This is a genomic window from Streptomyces sp. NPDC102283 (assembly GCF_044766265.1).
In the GTDB taxonomy this organism is placed as follows: domain Bacteria; phylum Actinomycetota; class Actinomycetes; order Streptomycetales; family Streptomycetaceae; genus Streptomyces.
This window is the reverse complement of sequence record NZ_JBIWLQ010000005.1, coordinates 242,532-262,221: the sequence shown is the minus strand read 5'-3', so window position 1 is coordinate 262,221 and position 19,690 is coordinate 242,532. Positions and strand designations below refer to the sequence as shown.

Below are 19,690 nucleotides of genomic sequence, written 5' to 3'. Positions count from 1 at the left end.
TTACGGCTGCGTCCTCACGGCTGCGCCATCACCTGCCGGAAGCCCGTGTTCACCGCGAGGATCCCGCCGTCCACGCGCAGCGTCGTCCCGGTGATCCAGGCCGCGTCGCTGGAGGCGAGGAAGGCGACGGCGGACGCGATGTCCTCGGGGGTGCCGACGCGTCCGAGCGGGTAGAGGGCGGCGACCTGGTCCAGTTCGGCGTCGCGGCCCGCCCAGGCGTCGGTGCGGATCGTGCCGGGGGCGACCAGGTTGACGCGTACGCCGCGTGGTCCGGCGTGGCCCGCGAGCGTACGGGTGAGGCTGGTCAGGCCCGCCTTGGCGGCGCTGTACGCGTGCCCGCCGAAGTCCTGTTCGCCGTTGACCGAGCCGATGGTGACGATCGCGCCCCGGCCCGAGGCGACCAGGTGCGGCAACGCGGCGCGTGCGCAGCGGAACGGGCCGGAGAGGGTGATGTCCAGGTCGCGTTCCCAGACCTCGTCCGTCTCGTCCTCGAAGAGCGGGGTGTCCGTGCCCGCCGCGTAGGCGTTGTTGACCAGGACGTCGAGCCGGCCGAAGGCGGCGACCGCGTGGGCCACGGCCGCCTCGACCGCCGCCCGGTCGGCCACGTCGCAGACGAGGGATTCGGCGGTGCCGCCCGCCTCACGTATCGCCGCCGCCGTGTGGGCGGCGCGCTTCGCGTCGAGGTCGGTGACGAGGACGGAGGCCCCTTCCGCCGCCAGGCGGCGGGCCGTTGCCGCTCCGATGCCCTGGCCGGCGGCGGTGATCAGGACGCTGTGTCCGGCGAACCGGGCCGGGATCTGCGCGGGTGCTGGTGTCATAGCGCCGACCGTACTGCCCTGACCAGGGCCTGGGCACGGGGGTCGGCGGTGACTCCCTTCTGGAGGCCGTTGGTGACATAGCCCAGCGCGATGCCCGACTCCGGGTCCGCGAAGCCCAACGAGCCGCCCCGGCCCGGGTGGCCGAACGAGCCGGGGCCCAGCAGCGGCGCCGCCGGGCCGTGCAGCATGTAGCCCAGGCCGAAGCGGGTGCTGACGACCAGCACCCGGTCCGGGCCCGCCGACTCCTCGGTGCGGGCCAGGGTGAGCGTCGCGGGCGCGAACAGGCGGCGGTGGCCGTCGACGGGGCCGATCATCGCGGCGTAGCAGCGGGCCAGGCCCCGGGCGGTCGCGATGCCGCCCGACGCGGGGAGTTCGGCCGCGCGGTAGGCGGGGTCGTTCTCGTCGGGGAACGGGTCGATCGCGCCGAACGCCCTGCGGGTGAGCGAGTCCGGGTCGCGGTAGGCCTCGACGACGGATCGTTTGGCGCGTACGCGCAGGGCGCCCGACGCCGCGGCGGCGGCCGGGGGCTCCACCGGGCCGATGCGGCCGATGCGGTGGGCCTCGTCGGCCGGGAGCCCGAACCAGAAGTCGAGGCCGAGCGGGCGGGCGATCTCCTCGGCGATCCAGCGGCCGATGGTGCGGCCGGTGGCGCGGCGGACCAGTTCACCGATCAGCCAGCTGTAGGTCTGGGCGTGGTAGCCGTGGTCGGTGCCGGGCTCCCACTGCGGGCGTTGGGCGGCGACGGCGGCGGGCCCGGAGACCCCGTCGGCGGCCTCGGCGGGGGTGAGGGCGGTGTCCAGGGCGGGGACCCCGGCCCGGTGGGCGAGGAGGTCGCGGACGAGGACGCGTTCCTTGCCGTTCGCCTTGAACTCCGGCCAGTAGGTGGAGACCGGGGCGTCCAGGTCGACCTGCCCGCGCTGATGGAGCAGCAGGGGGACGGCGGCGGCGATGCCCTTGCCCGCCGAGCGGACGATCTGGACGGTGTCGACGGCCCACGGCTCGGTGCCGTCGACGTCTCGCGTACCGGCCCACAGGTCGACGACCTTGCGCCCGTGGCGGTAGACGGCGACGGCCGCGCCGCGCTCCCCGCGCTGCTCGAAGTTACGGACGAACGCTTCCGCGACCGGTTCGAACCCGGGCGCTACCGTGCCCCGTACGTCCACGGCGACGGGGACGTCGACCACGGGACCGTCCGATGCCGTACCCGGCTCGGCCTTGGTGCCTGGTTCCGCGCCCGCGCCTGATCCCGATCCTTGTCCCGGTCCTTGCCCCGGTCCCTGTCCCGATTCCGCATCCGCGCCCGCCGTCGTGCTCACTCCCGCGCTCCCGCTCATCCCCCCATGGTGCACGTCCCGGCGGGGCGTTCGGGGGGCGGGTCGCCGTGACCACCGCGCTGTCACGACCTGTTCACGCCGACGGAACGCCGACGGAGCGCGGGTCGAAGCCGAACGGCAGCTCCAGCCGGTGGGAGCGCATCGGCTTCTCGTCGCACAGGAGGTCCTGCCGGCAGACAGACGGCGAGGGCGGCGTGAAGGCGGCGGCCACGGAGACAGGTGCGTCGATGAAACCATCGGGTACATGCATGGGAGGCTCCGCTTCCGCGGGGTCCGCACGGTCTCCACGCCCGTGCGGACGAGGTCCTGCGGGCGAGGTCATGTACCCATCAACGATAGTGCCCTCCTGCGAACTGCGTGCAGGAGCGGAGGCCCGGCAGGTGGATCCAGCCTCGCCGTGCCGCTTCCGCAAAATATGGGACATTAGAGGACAGAGCTATGCATACAGGAGGAGCCGGCCCATGTCCCCCGTGATCGAAGTACATGCCCGCGCCCGGCTCATCACCGATGGCCCCCTGACCCGCCCGGTCCCCGTCGACCTGCGCTACGACCCGGCCGACGAGCGCCGCACCGTCCACATAGGCCTGCCCGACGGCACCGACTGGGCGTTCGGCCGCGACCTCCTGGAACGCGGCCTGCGGACCCCGATCGAGCGCGGCGACGTCCGCGTCTGGCCGTGCGGCCGTACGCAGCTGATCGTGGAACTGCACTCGACGGACGGGGTCGAGGTGTTCCAGTTCGAGATCCGGACACTGATCCGCTTCCTCGCCCGGACCCGCGCGCAGACGTCGGCCACCCCGCCGGACGCCGGCCGGGAACCGAAGCCGCAGCCGCGGTCGCCGTCCCGCACCACCCGCCCGGAGCGGGGCGCGCAGGCGGAGCGGGGTGCGCAGCCGGCCCGCGGCTGAAACGCGACAGGAAGGGCCCACCGGGAGGGGCGCCAAGAGGAACGCGAGGAGGGCCGCTCAGTCGCGACCTGAACCCGACCCGGCAGGGCCGCCCGAAACAGAGTCCGGCGCAACGTCCGACGTCTCGTCCGACGTCTCGTCCGATGCCGGTGCCGTGTGGAGAATGTCGCGGGCCTGCTCGGCGGCGCGGGCTATGCCCTCGGAGACGAAGTCGAGGAAGCGGGCGACGTTCTCCATGCGGATGGCGGCCGGAGTGCCGGGTCCGAGGACACCCACACCCTGCCGCGCGGTGTCGACCAACTGAGCGGTGGCCCGGGCGCTGACCATCATCGACTGGTACCAGATGTCGTCGTCGACGATATAGCGCTCGCGGCGGCGCTCGTCGCGTTCCCGGCGGACCATGCCCTGACTGTCGAGGAACGCGATCGCCTTGGAGATGGACGCCGGGCTGACCTGGAGGCGCTGGGCGAGCTCGGGTGCGGTGAGGCTGCCCGAGTCGGTGAGGGTGAGGCAGGCCAGCACCCGGGACATCATCAGGGGCATGCCCGACGTCATGATGACGGTGGCGAACTGCTCCTCGTACGCCCGCACGGCCCCGCCATCGCGCCCGTAGGGCTGCGCCGACGCCCGCGGATCCCGGGGGGCCGCCTGCTTCCGCCGGTGCGCACGGTGTTCGGTGGCACGGTGAGCCAGATCGGCGCGGTAGGCGGCGGGGCCGCCGTTGCGCATCACCTCACGCGTGATGGTCGAGGTCGGACGGTCCAGGCGCCTGGCGATCTCCGCGTAGGCGAGGCCGTCGGCCAGGCCCAGGGCGATCTGCTGGCGTTCCTGCTGAGTGAGCCTGCCTCCCGGCATCGCGGTTCTCCTTCGTGGTCCACGGAGCCCCCACTATAGCGTTCACTCTCAATCTATTGCAACGCAACACCATCTGACGTTGCGTTAACCACAAGAACGTTGCAACGATTTAACCACTCCCACCTGCTAGTACAGTAATCACTTGCAACGAATCTGTTGAGCAATCTGTAAATGCAACGTAGCTTTTCCCTCATCGGAAACGACGATCGCAAGGGGAGCACGATGCAGAAGTTCGACACCACCACCCCGGTCACCGCCGTCCTCGACATCCCCGCCGGACGCGTCCAGTTCATCGCCGCAGACCGGGCCGACGCCACCGTCGAGGTCAGGCCCGCCGACGCCTCCAGGAGCCGGGACGTGAAGGCCGCCGACCGGATCGAGGTCGCCTACGGCGACGGCGTCCTGCGCATCGCGGCCCCGGCGGCCGGAAGCCGGGTCCTCGGCGGCTCGGGCTCCGTCGAGGTGACCGTCCAACTGCCCGCCGGGTCCCACGTCGAGGCGCACTCGGGCGCCGCCGAACTCCGCGGCGTCGGACGCCTCGGCGATGTCGCCTTCGACGGCGCCTACCGCCGGATCAAGATCGACGAGGTGGCGAGCCTCCGCCTCACCGCGATCGAGGGCGACGTCGAGGTCGGCCGGCTGGGCGGCAACGCGGAGATCAGCACCACACGGGGCGACATCAGGATCGCCGAGGCCACGCGCGGCGCGGTCGTGCTCCGCACCCAGGCCGGGGACATCTCGGTCACCGCCGCCGCCGGCGTCTCGGCCGCCCTGGACGCCGGCACCGACCGCGGCCGCATCAGCAACGCCCTCAAGAGCGACGGCACCGCCGAACTCGACATCCGCGCCACCACCTCCCACGGGGACATCGCCGCCCGCAGTCTCTGACCGCCCCGCACCCCGGGCACACCCCCGGCCGCACCCTGCGGCCACCCCTCCGAACAGCCCCCGTCCACACTCTTCGAGGAGCAACGACCATGACTCATCCGGCCATCGCGGCGAACGGGCTGCGGAAGTCGTACGGCGACAAGTCCGTCCTGGACGGCATCGACCTGACCGTCCCCGCAGGCACGGTCTTCGCCCTGCTCGGCCCCAACGGCGCCGGCAAGACGACCGCGGTCAAGATCCTCTCCACCCTCATCACCGCCGGCGCCGACTCCGGCGAGATCCGCGTCGGCGGACACGACCTCGCCACCGACGCCCAGGCGATCCGCGCCTCGATCGGTGTCACCGGGCAGTTCTCCGCCGTCGACGGCCTGATCACCGGCGAGGAGAACATGCTCCTCATGGCGGACCTGCACCATCTGCCCAAGCGCGAAGGACGACGGATCGCCGCCGAACTCCTGGAGCGTTTCGACCTGGTGGACGCCGCGAAGAAGCCCGCCTCCACCTACTCCGGCGGCATGAAGCGCCGCCTCGACATCGCCATGACCCTGGTCGGCTCCCCGCGGATCATCTTCCTCGACGAACCGACCACCGGCCTCGACCCCCGCTCCCGCCACACCATGTGGGGCATCATCCGCGAGCTGGTCGCCGGCGGCGTCACCGTCTTCCTCACCACCCAGTACCTGGAGGAGGCCGACGAACTCGCCGACCGCATCGCCGTCCTGAACAACGGGAAGATCGCCGCCGAGGGCACCGCCGAGCAGCTCAAGCGCATCGTCCCGGGCGGCCACGTCAAGCTCCGCTTCACCGACCCGGACGCCTATCGGTCCGCCGCATCCGCCCTGACCGGGGCCGCCCCCGACGACGAGTCCCTGTCACTCTCCATCCCCAGCGACGGCAGCCAGCGCGAACTGCGCTCCATCCTCGACTGGCTGGACTCGGCCGGCATCGAGGCGGACGAGCTCACCGTCCACACCCCCGACCTCGACGACGTGTTCTTCGCCCTCACCGCCTCCACCACCGTGCCCGCACAGGCCGGCCAGCCGAAGGAGAACCTCCGATGAGCACCCTCGCCCTCGCCGTACGCGACACCACCACCATGCTGCGCCGCAACCTCCTGCACGCCCGGCGCTACCCCTCGCTCACCCTGAACCTGCTCCTCACGCCTGTCATGCTCCTGCTGCTTTTCGTCTACATCTTCGGCGACGTGATGAGCGCGGGCATCGGCGGCGAGGACCGCTCCGACTACATCGCCTACATCGTCCCGGGCATCCTGATGATGACCATCGGCTCCACCGTGATCGGGGCCGCGGTGTCCGTCTCCACCGACATGTCCGAGGGCATCATCGCCCGCTTCCGCACCATGGCGATCCACCGAAGCTCCGTGATCACCGGGCACGTCGTCGGCAGCGTGCTGCAGATCCTCGCCAGCCTGGTCCTGGTCGGAGCCGTGGCCGTGGCCATCGGCTTCCGCTCCGTCGACGCCACCGCCCTGGAGTGGCTGGCCGCCTTCGGACTGGTCACGCTCTTCGCCCTGGCGCTCACCTGGATCGCGGTCGGCATGGGCATGGCCAGCCCGAACGCGGAGGCCGCCGCCAACAGCGCACAGCCGCTGATCCTCCTCCCGCTCATCTCCAGCGCCTTCATCCCTGCCGACACCATGCCCGGCTGGTTCCGGCCGATCGCCGAGTACCAGCCCTTCACCCCCGTCATCGAGACCCTGCGCGGCCTGCTGCTGGGCACCGAGATCGGCCACAACGGCTGGCTGGCCCTCGGCTGGAGCCTCGGCCTCGTGGTGCTCGGCTACCTGTGGTCGAAGTCGCTCTTCCTCCGCGACCCGGCGGCGCGCTGACCGCGTGCGGCGCCCCGCCCGCGCCTCGCCCGCCCTCGACAAGAGGAACACCGCAGGAGGAAAGCCCCCGTGCAGTTCGCACGGGGGCTTTCGCTGTGCCCCGGTCCCCGTCCCCACAGGTAACCGGTGCTTCCGGGGCCACGCTCCGCTCGGACGCGGCCCCGGAGCCGGGAGGGCGCCGTCGGGACGGACGGGTCAGACGCGGGCGAGCTCGCGCTCACCCTCGCCGCCGCCGTCACCGGGCCCCTGCTCGGAGCCGGTCTCGTCGGTCAGCCGCTTCTGCAGCTTCTCGCCCTCGACGTCCACGTCGGGCAGCACCCGGTCCAGCCAGCGCGGCAGCCACCAGGCCCGCTTGCCGAGCAGGGCCAGGACGGCGGGCACGATCGCCATCCGCACCACGAAGGCGTCGAAGAGGACAGCGACCGCCAACGAGAAGCCGATCATCTTGATCATCTGCTCGCCCGAGCCGATGAAGCCGGAGAAGACCGCGATCATGATCACCGCCGCGGCCGTGACCACCCGCGCACCGTGCTTGAAGCCGGTCACGATGGCCTGCCCGGGGCTCTCGCCGTGGACGTATGCCTCCCGCATCCGGGTGACGAGGAAGACCTCGTAGTCCATCGCGAGACCGAAGACCACACCGACCATGAAGATCGGCATCATGCTCATGATCGGACCGGTCTGCTCGACGCCGAAGAGCGAGCCGAGCCAGCCCCACTGGAAGACCGCGACGACCGCGCCGAGTGCCGCGACCACCGAGAGCAGGAAGCCCAGGGCCGCCTTCAGCGGGACGAGGATCGACCGGAAGACCAGCATCAGCAGCAGGAACGCGAGGCCGACGACGAGCGCCAGGTAGGGCAGCAGCGCGTCGTTCATCTTCTGCGAGAAGTCGATGTTCATCGCGGTGGCGCCGGTGACCAGCACTTCGGCGCCGGTGTCCGCCTTGATGTCCTGGCCGGCGTCGCGGATGGAGTGGACGACCTCCTCCGTGGCCGCCGAGGACGGCCGGTCCTTGGGGATGACCACGATCGTCGCGGTGTCGCCGGCCTTGTTGAAGGTGGCCGGGGCGACGGCGACGACGCCGATGGACTCGATCTCCTCGGAGACCCGCGCGACGGCGGCCTTGCCGTCGGAGCTGCTCTTCGTGTCGACGACCGTCATCAGCGGACCGTTGAACCCGGGGCCGAAGCCGTCCGAGAGCATGTCGTACGCCTGACGCTGCGTGGTCGACTCCGACTGGGCGCCGTCGTCGGGCAGGCCCATCTCCAGCGAGGCCGCCGGTACGGCGATGACGCCGAGGCCGAGGACGCCGACGAGCATGACCCAGACCGGCTTGCGCAGCACGAACCGCGCCCAGCGGGTGCCCATGTTCGGCTTGGCCTCGGGGCTCTTCTCCGCCTCGGCGGCCTTGCGCGCCTTGCGGCCCATGACCCGCCTGCCGGCGAAGCCGAGGGCGGCGGGCACGAGGGTGAGCGCGATGAGGACGGCGACGGCGACCGCGCCGGCGGCGGCCAGGCCCATCTTCGTCAGCATCGGGATGTTGACGACGGAGAGGCCGGCGAGGGCGATGACCACGGTCAGGCCCGCGAAGACGACCGCGGATCCGGCCGTGCCGACGGCCCGTCCGGCGGCTTCCTCGCGTTCCCGGCCCTCGGCCAGTTCGGCGCGGTAGCGGGAGACGATGAAGAGGGCGTAGTCGATGCCGACCGCGATGCCGATCATCGTGGCGAGGATCGCGGTGGTGGAGCCCAGATCCAGCACATCGGCCAGCGCGGTGATCGTCCCGACCCCGATCGCGACGCCGATGAGCGCGGTCAGCAGCGAGAGTCCGGCGGCGACCAGCGAGCCGAAGGTGATGACCAGGACCACGGCGGCGATGGCCACACCGATGACCTCGGCGGTCCCGGTGTGCGGCATGAGCTGGAGGGCGTCACCGCCGATCTCCACCTTCATTCCGCTGCTCTGCGCGTCCTTGCCCGCGTCCTTCAGGGCTTCCCGGGTCTCTTCGGTCAGCTCCATGGAGCTGACCTCGTAGCCGACCGAGATGTACGCCGTCGAACCGTCCTGGCTCACGGCCTGCTTCAGGAACGGGTCGTCGACCGAGGCGATCTGCTCCGAGCCGGACTCCAGCTCCTTGACGATGCCGGAGATCTCGCTCTTGTTGGCGGGGTCGGTCACCTTGTCGCCGTCGGGCGCCTTGAAGACGACACGGGCGGTGGCGCCGTCGGCACTGGTGCCGGGGTTGCGCTGTTCCAGCAGGTCGAAGGCGCGCTGCGCCTCCGTACCGGGGATGGAGAAGGAGTTGGAGGTGTCGGTGGACGCGGTGGCGAAACCGACTCCGGCGACCGCCAGCAACGCCACCCAGATCAGGGCGACGAAGCGGCGGCGGCGGAAGGTGAGCCGTCCGAGCTTGTAGAGGAAAGTGGCCACGGGGGCGTACTCCCGGTCAGGTCGTATGAGGGAAATTGGGCATGAGGAACCAGCCCGACGACGAGAGCGGCGTGTCAGGTGGAGCGTCGGGGAGAGGGCCGTACGGGTAGGACGGGGACGTCAGACACCGAGGGCGGGGAGAACCACGGAATCCACGTAATCGATGAGGAACGCCTGGTCGACGGGACGGTCCTCGATCAGCTGCCGGGCGGCCAGCGCGCCGATCAGCATGTGCGGGATGTACTTCAGCGCCGGATTGTCCGGACGCAGCTCACCCCGGTCCACCGCCCGTTGCAGCATCTGGTCGAAGCCGGTCATCTCCGGCTCGATCAGCAGCTCGCGCAGGGCCTGGAGCAGCTCGGGGAACTCATGGACGGCATGGCTCAGACCCCGCATCAGCGCGGCGTCCTTCTCCATCTGGCAGTCGTCGGTCCGGCTCAGCGCGGCATGGAAGTCCCCGCGCAGCGAACCGGTGTCGATGTCCGCTAGGTTCCCCGGCTTGTTGTGCCGGAGCGCCTTCGCGACCAGCTCGGGCTTGGAGCCCCACTGGCGGTAGAGGGTGGCCTTGCTCGACCGGGTGCGGGAGGCGACGGCGTCCATGGTCAGGGCGTCGTAACCGACCTCGCGGAGCAGATCGAGGACGGCCTCGTACAACTCGCCCTCACGCTCGGGGGTCAGCCTGGTGCGTGCCATGTGCCGACCTCCTTCGCGTTCGCCCTGCCCGCCGGTGTCCGGCGCGGCAGTTTCGACCAGTCCCGATCAGCGGTCCCGACCGGTATTCCCGACCGGTGTTCCCGATCAACAGCCCCGCTCAGCATCGAACGAAACCGTTTCGTACACCTGAACCGTACCCGCACGGTCCAGCGAAACGAAATCGTTTCGCTTGTGTCCTGCACCACAAGTTGCCCCGGGCCCCGCGCACCGAAAACATTGGGGGGTGAGTGACGACGTCGCGTATCTCCGTTTCCCGCACCTTCACCAGGACTTGCTGTGCTTCGCGGCCGAGGACGACCTCTGGGTCGCGCCCCTCGCTCCCGCCGGGCACCGCCCCGGACGGGCCTGGCGGGTGACCGTCGACCGGACCCGGGTCAGCCATCCGCGCTTCTCGCCCGACGGCTCCTCCATCGCCTACACGACCTGGCGCACCCTGGACCCCGAGATCCACCTGGCCCCGGTGGACGGCGGTCCGGCCCGTCGGCTCACCCACTGGGGCTCGACCGACGCCCGGGTCTGCGGCTGGAGCCCCGATCCGGGCGAGGCCTGCCAGATCCTCGCCGTGTCCTCGCACAACCAGCCGTTCTCGTACTTCTCCTGGGCCTACAGCGTCCCCACCGACGGCGGCCCCGGCGGCAGGCTCCCCTGGGGCCCGGTCTCCGACATCGCGGTCGCCGACATCGACGGCGAGCGCCGCACCCTGCTGCTCACCGGCACGCCCCCGCACGAACCGGCCGCCTGGAAGCGCTACCGGGGCGGGGCCATGGGCCGCCTGTGGCTGCACGGCGAACGCCTGCTCCCGGACATCGACGGCCACCTCGCCAACCCGATGTTCGTCGGCCGCCGCATCGCGTTCCTCTCCGACCACGAGGGCGTCGGCAACCTCTACTCCTGCCTGATGGACGGCACCGACCTGCGCCGCCACACCGACCACGACGCCTTCTACGCCCGCAACGCCGCGAGCGACGGCCACCGGGTGATCTACCAGTGCGCGGGCGAGCTGTGGCTGGTGGAGGACCTGGAGTCGCCCGACGCCACCCCGCGCAGGCTGGAGGTACTCCTCGGCGGCCCGCGCACCGGCCGGCGCGTCCACCAGGTGCCCGCCGCCAGCAACGTCGACTCGCTCTCCGTCGACGAGACGGGCCGGGCCAGCGCCGTCACCGTACGCGGCAGCCTCTACTGGCTCACCCACCGCGACGGCCCCGCCCGCACCATCGCCGACACCCCCGGCGTCCGGGTGCGGCTGCCGGAGATGCTCGGCAGCGGCGGTCGGGTCGCGTACGTCACCGACGCGGACGGCCCCGACGCGGTCGAGATCGCCTACCTGCCGCGCGCCAGCGGCGACCGGCCCCCGCGCAGGCTGGCCTCCGGGCTGCTGGGCCGGGTCCAGGAGATGATCTCCGACCCGGACGGCGAACGCCTCGCCATCGCGTCGAACGACGGCCGCCTGCTGCTCCTGGACACGGGGGAAGGGGAGGCGGAGCTCCTGGAAGCGGAGACTCTGGAACCGGAGACTCTGGAACCGGAGACTCTGGAACCGGAGGCAGAAGCTCCGCAAGCCGCGGAGAAGGCCCCCAGCGGCTCGACCCGCGCCGACCTGCACGCGGCCACGGGCGCGGCGGCCCCGGGCAGTGCCACGCCGATCGACGAGCACCCCGGCCTCACCGAGCTGATCCGCTCGGTCAACGGGCCCGTGCGCGACCTCGCCTTCTCCCCCGACGGCGACTGGCTGACCTGGTCGCACCCGGGCATCGGCCGCTCACTGCGGCAGATCAAGCTGGCCCGGATCTCCGGCCCCGGTGCCCCGGTGATCGTCGACGTCACCAACGGCCGCTTCGAGGACGAGAACCCGGTCTTCACGGAGGACGGCCGCTACCTCGCCTTCCTCTCCTGGCGCGGCTTCGACCCGGTGTACGACGTCCACACCGGCGACCTGTCCTTCCCGCTCGGCTGCCGCCCCTACCTGGTCCCGCTCTCCTCGGCGACGCCCTCCCCCTTCGCGCTCTCCCCGGACGGGCGTCCGGCGGCGGGCGGCCTGGACCCGGTGGACGTGCCGGAGGGCGGTACGTCGGAGGGGTCCACGGTCATGGTCGAGTTCGAGGGGCTGGAGAGCCGGGTGACGCCGTTCCCGGTCTCCGCCTCCAAGTACTCGGCGCTGGCCCCGGTGAGCGGCGGCGGTCTCGTCTGGCTGCGCTGGCCGATCTCGGGGGCGCTGGGCGAGACGTTCGCGAACCCGGCCGACATGTCGGGGCGGCCGACGCTGGAGCACTTCACCATCGCGAAGGCCCGCAGGACCGAACTGGTCGACCACCTCGACTGGTTCGCGGTCAGCGGCGACGCGTCCCGGCTCGTCGTGATGGACGACGGCGAGCTGCGCGCCCTGCCCGCGACGGAACCGGGCGACATCGACTCCACGGTCTACCTGGACCTGCGCCGCATCCTGCACGAGGTCGATCCGGGCGCGGAGTGGCGGCAGGCGTACGGCGAGGCGGGGAGGATCATCCGCTCCTACTTCTGGGAGCCGGACATGTGCGGCATCGACTGGCGCGGGGTGCTGGACCAGTACCGCCCGCTGGTCGAACGGGTCGCTTCGCCGGACGAGTTCGCGGATCTGCTGCGCGAGGTGCTGGGCGAGCTGGGCACCTCGCACGCGTACGTCTCCCCCGCCCGCCGCAACGAGGGCCCGCCGCACTACCAGCGCGCGATCGGCCTGCTGGGCGCCAACCTCGTCTGCCGGGACGGGGCGTGGACCCTCCAGCGCATCCTGCCCGGCGACTCCTCGGACTCCAAGGCCCGTTCGCCGCTGGCGGGTACGGGGATCAGGGAGGGCGCGGCCCTCACCCATGTCGACGGCCGACCGGTGGACCCGGTCGCGGGCCCGTACCCCCTGCTGACGGCGGCGGGCGGCACGACGGTGGAGCTGACCTTCTCCCCGGCGGGCGGGGGCCCGTCCCGCCGGGTGGCGATCATGCCCCTGGTCGACGAACGCCCGCTGCGCTACCAGGACTGGGTGGCCAAACGCCGGGACGTCGTACGGGAGTTGAGCGGCGGCAAGTGCGGTTACCTGCACATCCCGGACATGGGCGGCTCGGGCTGGGCCCAGTTCAACCGCGACCTGCGTCTCGAAGTCTCCCGTCCCGCCCTGATCGTGGACGTACGGGGCAACGCGGGCGGCCACATCAGCGAGTTGGTCGTGGAGAAGCTCACCCGCAGGATCCTCGGCTGGGACCTGACCCGCAACGCCCAGGCGGTGAGTTACGCCTCCAACGCGCCGCGCGGCCCGGTGGTCGCCCTGGCCGACGAGGCGACCTCCTCCGACGGCGACATGATCACCGCCGCGTTCCGGCTGCTGAAGCTGGGCCCGGTGGTGGGCCAGCGCACCTGGGGCGGCGTGGTCGGCATGACCGGCCGCCACCGCCTGGGCGACGGCACGGTGATCACGGTCCCGATGAACGCGGCCTGGTTCGACACGTACGGCTGGTCGGTGGAGAACCACGGCGTGGAACCGGACGTGGAGGCCCTGCGCACCCCGCTGGACTGGGCGGAGGGCCGGTACGCGGTCCTGGACGACGCGGTCCGCCTGGCCCTGGACCTGCTGGCCGCGCACCCGGCGGCGACACCGCCGTCCTACGACACGGCCCCGAACCTGCGGCGGCCGCCGCTGCCGCCACGGCGGTGACCCGGGGCTCGAGACAGAACGTCACCGCTCCCAGCCCCGCCCGGATGCTCTTCGAGTCGACCACGCTGACGGACGATCCGCCGCGAACCGCCGCCCGCCCCGGCCTCCTCCAGCCCCGGGGAGGGGTTGGTCCCCCACGCCAAGAAGGAGGCGCACCCGGTCACCCGGGTGCGCCTCCTGAAGCGACGCGTACGCACGCGCGAACCGCAGCACGCACGCGTCACACCTCGATGACCGTCAACGGTCAAAACGCTCGCGCGCCTGGTCCTTCGCGTCCCGGGCACGGTCCTTCACGCCCGAGGAGGAGTCCGACTCCTGGTCAGGGGCCCGGGAGGCCCGGTCCTGGGCCTCGTCCTTGCCCTGACCGGCCTTCTGCTTGGCCTGGTCGGCGAGCTCCTGCGCCTTGTCCTTGAACTGGTCTGCGATACCCATGCCGTTCACTCCTGGGGGATGCGTGGGGTACGTGGGGGACGGCCCCCTGCGGGGCCTCGCCCAGCGTTGCACGGCCCGACATGCCACGCATTTCGTACCGCTACGTACGGTCAGCGCGCTCCGCACGCGCGTCCTGGTCCGCCGCTCCCCCGGCCCCCACCAGCCCCTTCGGCACGGTGTGCAGCCGCGGCTCGAAGCGCCGCATCTCGCGCTGCCCGCCGATCGCGGTGACGGAGGGCAGATAGCCCCGGACCGACTGCATGCCGCGCAGCCACCACTGGGCGTACACGTGCGGAGAGCGCCGCGCGATCCCGTCCACGATCCGGTCGACGGCCGGGCCGAGCGGGTACGTACGGTTCAGCGGCCACGGCAGCCGCTGCCGCAGCTCGCGCATCACGTCGTCCTGGTCCGCGCCGCGCACCATGTCGGTGTCGGTCCAGGAGAGATAGCCGACGCCGACCTTGACGCCCTTGTAGCCGACCTCGGCACGCAGGCAGTGCGCGAAGGCCTCGACGCCCGACTTGGACGCGCAGTACGCGGTCATCATCGGGGCCGGGGTCATCGTGGCCAGCGACGCTATCTGGAGGAAGTAGCCGCGGCTCTCCATCAGCACCGGCAGGAAGGCCCGCCCGGTGACCGCGCCGCCGATGAGGTTGACCTCGATGACCCGCCGCCAGGCGTCCGGGTCGGAGTCGACGAACGGGCCGCCCGAGGCGACGCCCGCGTTGGCGACGACGACGTCGACCTTGCCGAAGCGCTCCTTGACCTCGCCCGCCACCCGGGCCATCGCCTCGTGGTCGGTGACGTCGGCGAACCAGTGGTCGCTCTCGCCGTGCAGCCGCTCGGAGACGTGCTTCAGCTCGTCCGGCTCCAGGCCGACGAGCGCCAGCGTCGCACCGCGCGCCGACAGCTTGCGGGCCAGCAGCTCGCCCACGCCCCGGGCCGCGCCGGTGACGACGACGACCTGGCCCTCCAGACTCCGCTTGCCGCTCATGCGACATCCTCCTTCTCCGCCGAGGCGGCCTTCCGCTTGGCGGTCGTCCCCGTGGAGACGTACCGGGTGACCAGCTCCCTGATCCTCGCCGTGACGGCCTCCGGGGCCTCCACCGGCGTCATGTGCCCCACGCCCGCCAGCTCGGTCAGGCCGAGCCCGAGGGGCAGTGCGGCCGCGATGGCCCGCGCGTGGACCGGCGGGGTCAGCCGGTCGTCGGTGCCGGCGATCACCGCGGTCGGCACCCGCAGCTCACGCACGCCCGCCGCGAGGTCCAGCCCGGCGAGCACATGACCCCACTCCACCCTCGCGCGGCGCGGGCAGGCGTGCACGATGCGGGCGCACGCGTCGACCCGGCCGGGTGCCGACCCGGCTCCCATCGTGGCGTACTTGAGGACCTTCCTGGAGACCGGGTTGACCGGCCCGAGCGGTGCCTTCGCACCCAGTACGGCGGTGGTGAGCCGGGTCCGCAGCGCACCCGCGCGCAGCGGGAGGACGCGGGCCTCGGCGGCCAGCCGCGTACTGCCGGTGGAACAGAGAAGCACGGCGGCCGCGTGCTCGCGCAGTCCGGGGCGCGCGGCCGCGGCCATCACCGTCATCGCGCCCATGGAGTGCCCGGCGAGCACCGCCCGGCGGCCCGGGGCGAGCGTCGCGGCGAGGACCGCTTCGAGATCGTCGGCCAGCGCGTCCGTGCTGTAGCCGCCGGGGCCGGGTTCGGGGGTGAGCCCGTGGCCGCGCTGGTCGTAGGCGATGACCCGGTGGTCGGCGGCCAGGTCGCGTATCTGGGCGTCCCAGAAACGGGTGTTGCAGGTCCAGCCGTGGGCCAGGACGACCGCCGGGGCGTCCTCGGGGCCGTGCAGTTCGACGTGGATCCGGGAGCCGTCGGCGGAGCGCGCGGTCACCTCGGCCGCGGGCACCGGCGGTACGGTGTCGCGGTGCAGGAGGCGGCTCATCGCGCGGCCTCCTCGGCGACGGAACCGGCGGCCGGGCCGGCGACGGAAGCCGTGTCGGACGTGGCGGTCACGGTCTCGCGATCGGCGCGGCCGGGCTGCTCGGGGACGCGTCCGCTCCCGGCGGCCCGCCGAGACCCGCCCGCCGTACCGGCCCGGACGACGTCGTACTCCGCGAGGTCCACCGAACGCGTCTGCCGCCGGAACTCACCCGTGGTGCCGGGCCAGACGGTGGTGTTGCGGCCCGCCTCGTCCAGGTACCAGCTGGTGCAGCCGCCGGTGTTCCACACCGTGCGCTTCATCCGCTGCTGGACCCGGTCGTTCCACGCGGTGACGGCGGCGGAACGGGCGCCGAGCGCGGCGCGTCCGCCCAGTACGTTCAGCTGCCGCAGGTAGTCGGCCATGTAGTTCAGCTGGGACTCGATCATCAGGATCATGGAGGAGTTGCCGAGCCCGGTGTTGGGGCCGATGATCGTCATCCAGTTGGGGAACCCTGCGGCGGTCGCGCCGCGCAGCGCGTTCATCCCGTCCTTCCAGGACTCGGCGAGCGTGATGCCCTCCTCGCCGACGACCCGCTCCGCGATCGGCATGTCCGTCACATGGAAGCCGGTGCCGAAGACGATCGCGTCGACCTCCGCCTCGCTCCCGTCGGCGGCGACCACCGTGGAGCCGCGGATCTCGCTGAGCCCGGAGGCGACGACGTCCACATTGGGCTGGGCGAGGGCCGGATAGTACGCGCTGGAGAGCAGGATCCGCTTGCAGCCGATGCGGTAGTCCGGGGTCAGCTTGGCCCGCAGGGCCGGGTCCTTGATCGCCCGCGCCATGTTGGACTTGGCGATCCTCTCCACCAGGCCCAGCTGGTCGGGGTGCTTGGTGAAGGCGCTGACCTGCAACTCCCTGATGCCCCACAGCAGTCCGCGACGCGCCGTGCCGGTGACCGGGACGGCCCGGTGCAGCGCCCGCTCGGCCTTGCTTATCGTGCGGTCCATGCGCGGCATGACCCAGGGCGGGGTGCGCTGGAAGAGCGTGAGCTTCGCGGTCCTCGGCTGGATCGCCGGGACGATCTGGATCGCGGACGCGCCCGTACCGACCATCGCGACGCGCTTGCCCGCGAGGTCGTAGTCGTGGTCCCAGCGCGCGGAGTGGAAGACCTTGCCGGGGAAGGAGTCGAGCCCGGGTATGTCGGGCGTCTTCGGGTCGGAGAGCGGCCCGGTGGCGGAGACGACGACGTCCGCGTGGAGCACGGCCCCGTCGGCGGACTCGATCACCCAGTACAGGTTCTCCTTGTCCCAGGTCATCAGCTTCACCTCGTGGTTCAGCCTGATGTGCGGGCGGAGCCCGAAGGTGTCGGCGACCCGCTCCAGATAGGCGCGGATGTGCTCCTGCCCGGAGAAGGTGCGCGGCCAGTCGGGGTTCGGGGCGAACGAGAACGAATAGAGGTGGGACGGTACGTCGCAGGCGCAGCCGGGATAGCTGTTGTCGCGCCAGGTGCCGCCCACCGAGTCGGCCCGCTCCAGGACGACGAAATCGGTGATGCCTTCGCGGCGCAGCCGTACGGCGGCCCCCAAGCCCCCGAATCCGGTTCCGATCACCGCCACACGTACGTGCTCCTGCTGGGCCATGCTGCCGCCTCCCGCGATACGTCACGCGACTCCGCCAGCAATCACTGGCATGGTTCGGAGAGTAGAGGAGGACCGTACTGATGGGTAGGGGGCGGACCCAGGAAAGTTACCGGCGGTACAACATAGGGTGCCCCTGTGGCCGAAGGACGCGAGCACCGCGAATACCGCATGGAGGAGCTGGCCGGAGAGGCCGGCATCACCGTGCGGACCCTGCGCTTCTACCGGGAGCGCGGGCTGATCCCACCGCCTCGCCGCGAGGGCCGCATCGCCTGGTACGACGACCACCACCTGGCCCGCCTGCGGACCATCGCGGGCCTGCTGGAGCGCGGCCACACCCTCAACGGCATCGCCGACCTGGCGGCCACCTTCGAGAGCGGCCGGGACGTCGCCGAGGTGCTGGGCCTGGGCGAACCGACCGAGGAGACCCCGGTCCGCCTCACCCCGGAGCAGCTCGCGGACTACTTCGAGGGCGAGGTCACGCCGGAGAACCTCGCCACCGCACTGGACCTGGGCTATCTCGCCACCGACGGGGACGAGATCGTGCACATCAGCCGCCGCCTCCTGGAGGTGTCGGCCGAGCTCGTACGGGAAGGGGTCCCGCTGTCCACGGTGCTCTCCTCGGGCCGGCGCGTACGCGAGCACGCGGACGCGCTCGCCGAGATCTTCGTACGCGTCCTGCATGCCCACACCAAGGAGGCCGAACCGGCCCAACTCCGCCCACTGGCCCGTGCGGTGGTGGATGCCGAGCTGTCCATGGCCCTCGACCGGAGGCTGCGCCGCGAGGACGGCACACAGCCCCCGAAGTCCGACTGACGCACGCGCCGTCCGGGGCGCCGAGGGACTACCGCCCGTAGACGACCGTCACCGGGGCGTGGTCGCTCCAGCGCTCGCCGTGCGTGGCCGCCCGCTCCACCCAGGCCTTCACCGCGCGCCCGGCCAGCCCCGGGGTCGCCATCTGGTAGTCGATGCGCCAGCCGCTGTCATTGTCGAAGGCGCGCCCCCGGTACGACCACCAGCTGTACGGCCCCTCGGCCTCCGGGTGCAGCGCCCGCACGACGTCCACGTACGCCGCCTCCTCCAGGACCCGGGTCAGCCAGGCGCGCTCCTCGGGGAGGAAGCCGGAGCTCTTGCGGTTGGCCTTCCAGTTCTTCAGGTCCGCCTCCCGGTGGGCGATGTTCCAGTCACCGCAGACCACGACCTCGCGGCCGTCCGCCGCCGCCCGCCCCTTCAGGCCCTGGAGGTAGGGCAGGAAGGCGGCCATGAAGCGCTCCTTCTCGTCCTGGCGCTCGGTGCCGACCTCACCGGAGGGCAGGTACAGGCTCGCGACGGTGACACCGGGGAGGTCGATCTCCACATACCGGCCGCTCGTGTCGAACTCCTCCGCCCCGGGAACCCCGAAGCCGCCGAAGCCGATCTGGACCCGCTCGGGGGCCTGCCGGGAGTAGAGCGAGACGCCGGCCCGGCCCTTGGCGGCGGCGGGCGCGTGGACGGTGTGCCACCCTTCAGGGGTGCCCACCCCTTCGGGCAGCTGGGCGAGCTCGGCCCGCACTTCCTGGAGGCAGACCACATCGGCGTCGGTCCCCGCCAGCCACTCGACGAAGCCCTTCTTCGCGGCGGCGCGGAGCCCATTAACATTCACGCTGGTAACGGTGAGCATCCCGGAACAGTACCCACTCCACCCCTACGCATAGATGTACGATATATAGCATGATTATTCAGACCCGGCCTTTCGACCACCCCGATGCCGTCAAACTCAACGACCAGGTGCAGCTCGAATACGACGAGCGCTACGGCGATGGGGGCGATCTCACACCGCTCGACCCCTCGATGTTCCTTCCACCGCGCGGCCTGTACCTGCTCGCCTACGACGAGCTGGACCGCCCGGTGGCGACCGGTGGCTGGCGGACCCAGGACCGCAACGCCGAGGGCTACGGGGACGGCGACGCCGAGATCAAGCGGATGTTCGTGATACCCGAAGGGCGCGGCAGGGGCCTGGCCCGGCGGATGCTGGCCGCCCTGGAGGAGGACGCGCGCGCCGCGGGCCGCGTCCGGATGGTCCTGGAGACCGGCGACCAGCAGCCCGAGGCCATCGCGCTGTACGCGTCGAGCGGCTACACGGTGTGCGAGAAGTTCGGCCACTACCGGGAGTACGAGAGCAGCATCTGCATGGCCAAGCCGCTCCAGCGGCCCGGCGCCTGATCCGGCTCCCCGGCCCCCGGG

General features: G+C 71.8%; 17 protein-coding genes and 1 pseudogene. 7 read left to right on the top strand and 11 right to left on the bottom strand.

Annotated elements, in window-relative coordinates; genetic code table 11:
- Positions 1–14 precede the first annotated feature (14 nt).
- From ACIRJT_RS12620 to ACIRJT_RS12610, 3 genes and pseudogenes are all read right to left on the bottom strand, one after another.
- Positions 15–818 carry an SDR family NAD(P)-dependent oxidoreductase gene (locus ACIRJT_RS12620; protein ID WP_403907898.1) on the bottom strand — a complete coding sequence of 268 codons (804 nt, stop codon included), beginning with the start codon at positions 816–818 and terminating at the stop codon, positions 15–17.
- Positions 815–1,981 (bottom strand): serine hydrolase domain-containing protein, encoded by a 1,167-nt coding sequence (locus ACIRJT_RS12615; RefSeq protein WP_403908243.1) that lies wholly within the window; start codon positions 1,979–1,981, stop codon positions 815–817. Before ACIRJT_RS12615 ends, ACIRJT_RS12620 begins: the two co-directional genes overlap by 4 nt.
- A 244-nt stretch (positions 1,982–2,225) precedes the next feature.
- Positions 2,226–2,321, bottom strand: a pseudogene (locus ACIRJT_RS12610) (cobalt ABC transporter ATP-binding protein); the annotation flags it as partial.
- A gap of 292 nt (positions 2,322–2,613) precedes the next feature.
- Here ACIRJT_RS12610 and ACIRJT_RS12605 point away from each other — a divergent pair.
- Positions 2,614–3,060, top strand: coding sequence for an SsgA family sporulation/cell division regulator (locus tag ACIRJT_RS12605; protein WP_403907896.1), 447 nt, complete (start codon positions 2,614–2,616; stop codon positions 3,058–3,060).
- 57 nt (positions 3,061–3,117) lie between these two features.
- Here the strand turns inward: ACIRJT_RS12605 and ACIRJT_RS12600 are convergent, their stop codons facing one another.
- Positions 3,118–3,915, bottom strand: coding sequence for a helix-turn-helix domain-containing protein (locus ACIRJT_RS12600; RefSeq protein WP_403907894.1), 798 nt, complete (start codon positions 3,913–3,915; stop codon positions 3,118–3,120).
- 222 nt (positions 3,916–4,137) lie between these two features.
- Between ACIRJT_RS12600 and ACIRJT_RS12595 the strand changes: the two genes are divergently transcribed.
- The 3 genes from ACIRJT_RS12595 to ACIRJT_RS12585 all read left to right on the top strand — a co-directional run bounded on the left by ACIRJT_RS12595 (position 4,138) and on the right by ACIRJT_RS12585 (position 6,652).
- Positions 4,138–4,803 carry a DUF4097 family beta strand repeat-containing protein gene (locus ACIRJT_RS12595; RefSeq protein WP_403907892.1) on the top strand — a complete coding sequence of 222 codons (666 nt, stop codon included), beginning with the start codon at positions 4,138–4,140 and terminating at the stop codon, positions 4,801–4,803.
- Between the two features lie 89 nt (positions 4,804–4,892).
- Positions 4,893–5,864 (top strand): ATP-binding cassette domain-containing protein, encoded by a 972-nt coding sequence (locus ACIRJT_RS12590; RefSeq protein WP_403907890.1) that lies wholly within the window; start codon positions 4,893–4,895, stop codon positions 5,862–5,864.
- Positions 5,861–6,652, top strand: a complete 792-nt coding sequence (locus ACIRJT_RS12585; protein ID WP_403907888.1) for an ABC transporter permease — start codon at positions 5,861–5,863, stop codon at positions 6,650–6,652. The genes ACIRJT_RS12590 and ACIRJT_RS12585 overlap by 4 nt, the downstream gene beginning before the upstream one ends.
- A 195-nt stretch (positions 6,653–6,847) precedes the next feature.
- Here ACIRJT_RS12585 and ACIRJT_RS12580 read toward each other — a convergent pair whose 3' ends face one another.
- Together ACIRJT_RS12580 and ACIRJT_RS12575 are read right to left on the bottom strand one after the other, a co-directional pair.
- Positions 6,848–9,082 carry an MMPL family transporter gene (locus tag ACIRJT_RS12580; RefSeq protein WP_403907886.1) on the bottom strand — a complete coding sequence of 745 codons (2,235 nt, stop codon included), beginning with the start codon at positions 9,080–9,082 and terminating at the stop codon, positions 6,848–6,850.
- 120 nt (positions 9,083–9,202) lie between these two features.
- Complete coding sequence (locus tag ACIRJT_RS12575; protein ID WP_403907884.1) at positions 9,203–9,775, bottom strand: TetR/AcrR family transcriptional regulator; 573 nt, start codon at positions 9,773–9,775, stop codon at positions 9,203–9,205.
- Positions 9,776–10,019: 244 nt separating this feature from the next.
- On the opposite strand from ACIRJT_RS12575, the gene ACIRJT_RS12570 reads away from it, so the two are divergent.
- Positions 10,020–13,475, top strand: coding sequence for a S41 family peptidase (locus ACIRJT_RS12570; RefSeq protein WP_403907882.1), 3,456 nt, complete (start codon positions 10,020–10,022; stop codon positions 13,473–13,475).
- Positions 13,476–13,712: 237 nt separating this feature from the next.
- On the opposite strand, the gene ACIRJT_RS12565 is transcribed toward ACIRJT_RS12570, so the two are convergent.
- The 4 genes from ACIRJT_RS12565 to ACIRJT_RS12550 form a co-directional block, all read right to left on the bottom strand.
- The gene (locus ACIRJT_RS12565) at positions 13,713–13,907 is read right to left on the bottom strand and encodes a hypothetical protein (protein ID WP_403907880.1); all 195 of its coding nucleotides are present in this window, start codon (positions 13,905–13,907) and stop codon (positions 13,713–13,715) included.
- Positions 13,908–14,007: 100 nt separating this feature from the next.
- Positions 14,008–14,901, bottom strand: coding sequence for an SDR family oxidoreductase (locus tag ACIRJT_RS12560; RefSeq protein WP_403907878.1), 894 nt, complete (start codon positions 14,899–14,901; stop codon positions 14,008–14,010).
- Positions 14,898–15,851 carry an alpha/beta fold hydrolase gene (locus ACIRJT_RS12555; protein WP_403907876.1) on the bottom strand — a complete coding sequence of 318 codons (954 nt, stop codon included), beginning with the start codon at positions 15,849–15,851 and terminating at the stop codon, positions 14,898–14,900. Before ACIRJT_RS12555 ends, ACIRJT_RS12560 begins: the two co-directional genes overlap by 4 nt.
- The gene (locus ACIRJT_RS12550; RefSeq protein ID WP_403907874.1) at positions 15,848–17,470 is read right to left on the bottom strand and encodes a flavin-containing monooxygenase; all 1,623 of its coding nucleotides are present in this window, start codon (positions 17,468–17,470) and stop codon (positions 15,848–15,850) included. The genes ACIRJT_RS12555 and ACIRJT_RS12550 overlap by 4 nt, the downstream gene beginning before the upstream one ends.
- Positions 17,471–17,638: 168 nt before the next feature.
- On the opposite strand from ACIRJT_RS12550, the gene ACIRJT_RS12545 reads away from it, so the two are divergent.
- Complete coding sequence (locus tag ACIRJT_RS12545) at positions 17,639–18,283, top strand: MerR family transcriptional regulator (protein WP_403908241.1); 645 nt, start codon at positions 17,639–17,641, stop codon at positions 18,281–18,283.
- A 28-nt stretch (positions 18,284–18,311) separates the two neighbouring features.
- On the opposite strand, the gene ACIRJT_RS12540 is transcribed toward ACIRJT_RS12545, so the two are convergent.
- The gene (locus ACIRJT_RS12540; protein ID WP_403907872.1) at positions 18,312–19,127 is read right to left on the bottom strand and encodes an exodeoxyribonuclease III; all 816 of its coding nucleotides are present in this window, start codon (positions 19,125–19,127) and stop codon (positions 18,312–18,314) included.
- Between the two features lie 50 nt (positions 19,128–19,177).
- Here ACIRJT_RS12540 and ACIRJT_RS12535 point away from each other — a divergent pair, with 50 nt between their 5' ends.
- Complete coding sequence (locus ACIRJT_RS12535) at positions 19,178–19,669, top strand: GNAT family N-acetyltransferase (RefSeq protein ID WP_403907870.1); 492 nt, start codon at positions 19,178–19,180, stop codon at positions 19,667–19,669.
- Positions 19,670–19,690 lie beyond the last annotated feature (21 nt).

Coding starts and splice junctions, on each gene's coding strand:
- ACIRJT_RS12620 (WP_403907898.1), bottom strand. CDS start 818: ATGACACCAGCACCCGCGCAGATCCCGGCCCGGTTCGCCGGACACAGC.
- ACIRJT_RS12560 (WP_403907878.1), bottom strand. CDS start 14,901: ATGAGCGGCAAGCGGAGTCTGGAGGGCCAGGTCGTCGTCGTCACCGGC.
- ACIRJT_RS12585 (WP_403907888.1), top strand. CDS start 5,861: ATGAGCACCCTCGCCCTCGCCGTACGCGACACCACCACCATGCTGCGC.
- ACIRJT_RS12565 (WP_403907880.1), bottom strand. CDS start 13,907: ATGGGTATCGCAGACCAGTTCAAGGACAAGGCGCAGGAGCTCGCCGAC.
- ACIRJT_RS12600 (WP_403907894.1), bottom strand. CDS start 3,915: ATGCCGGGAGGCAGGCTCACTCAGCAGGAACGCCAGCAGATCGCCCTG.
- ACIRJT_RS12575 (WP_403907884.1), bottom strand. CDS start 9,775: ATGGCACGCACCAGGCTGACCCCCGAGCGTGAGGGCGAGTTGTACGAG.
- ACIRJT_RS12590 (WP_403907890.1), top strand. CDS start 4,893: ATGACTCATCCGGCCATCGCGGCGAACGGGCTGCGGAAGTCGTACGGC.
- ACIRJT_RS12550 (WP_403907874.1), bottom strand. CDS start 17,470: ATGGCCCAGCAGGAGCACGTACGTGTGGCGGTGATCGGAACCGGATTC.
- ACIRJT_RS12595 (WP_403907892.1), top strand. CDS start 4,138: ATGCAGAAGTTCGACACCACCACCCCGGTCACCGCCGTCCTCGACATC.
- ACIRJT_RS12535 (WP_403907870.1), top strand. CDS start 19,178: ATGATTATTCAGACCCGGCCTTTCGACCACCCCGATGCCGTCAAACTC.
- ACIRJT_RS12555 (WP_403907876.1), bottom strand. CDS start 15,851: ATGAGCCGCCTCCTGCACCGCGACACCGTACCGCCGGTGCCCGCGGCC.
- ACIRJT_RS12605 (WP_403907896.1), top strand. CDS start 2,614: ATGTCCCCCGTGATCGAAGTACATGCCCGCGCCCGGCTCATCACCGAT.
- ACIRJT_RS12540 (WP_403907872.1), bottom strand. CDS start 19,127: ATGCTCACCGTTACCAGCGTGAATGTTAATGGGCTCCGCGCCGCCGCG.
- ACIRJT_RS12545 (WP_403908241.1), top strand. CDS start 17,639: ATGGAGGAGCTGGCCGGAGAGGCCGGCATCACCGTGCGGACCCTGCGC.